The organism is Vibrio sp. 1978 (genome assembly GCF_033344345.1).
Genome location: NZ_JAWPOP010000516.1, coordinates 1 through 673, shown reverse-complemented (window position 1 = coordinate 673; position 673 = coordinate 1). Strand labels below are relative to the sequence as shown.

The following is a 673-nucleotide window of genomic DNA, read 5'->3' as shown; positions in this document are numbered from 1 at the left end:
AGAGGTTAGGGAGTTTGAGCCGCCTAAGGCGAAAACAAACCCGAAAGACATCAACGCGGAAGATTTCTTGCCGTCTGGTGTTACGCCTCAGAAAGCACTCCAGATGCTCAAGGACATGATCCAAAAACGCTCGGGCAGATGGCTCGTGACACCTGTCCTGGAAGAGGATGGCTGCTTAGTAACCAGTGACAAAGCCTTCGACATGATTGCCGGTGAAAACATCGGCATCAGCAAACACATCCTCTGCGGGATGCTGAGCCGGGCACAGAGACGGCCTTTGCTCAAGAAACGTCAGGGAAAACTGTATTTAGAGGTAAATGAAACATGACAATGAGTTATGACCCGCTCGCCTACGAGATGCCGTGGCGGCCCAACTATGAAAAAAATGCTGTAGCAGGCTGGCTTGCCGCCTCCGGCGCGGCTTTGGCCGTAGAGCAAGTCAGCACGATGCCTCCGGAGCCCTTCTATTGGATGACGGGGATCTGTGGCGTGATGGCGATGGCTCGTTTGCCAAAGGCTATCAAACTTCACCTGCTCCAAAAGCATTTGAAGGGGCGTGATCTGGAGTTTATTTCTATTGCGGAGCTCCAAAAGTACATCAAGGACACGCCGGACGATATGTGGCTTGGTAGTGGGTTCCTGTGGGAAAACCGCCATGCCCAGCGCGTGTTTG

The 673-nt window shown here is 53.0% G+C and carries 2 pseudogenes; both read left to right on the top strand.

What is annotated here, in order from left to right:
- Positions 1–328, top strand: a pseudogene (locus R8N49_RS27575) (conjugal transfer protein TraI); the annotation flags it as partial.
- Positions 329–330: 2 nt separating this feature from the next.
- Positions 331–673, top strand: a pseudogene (locus R8N49_RS27570) (conjugal transfer protein); the annotation flags it as partial.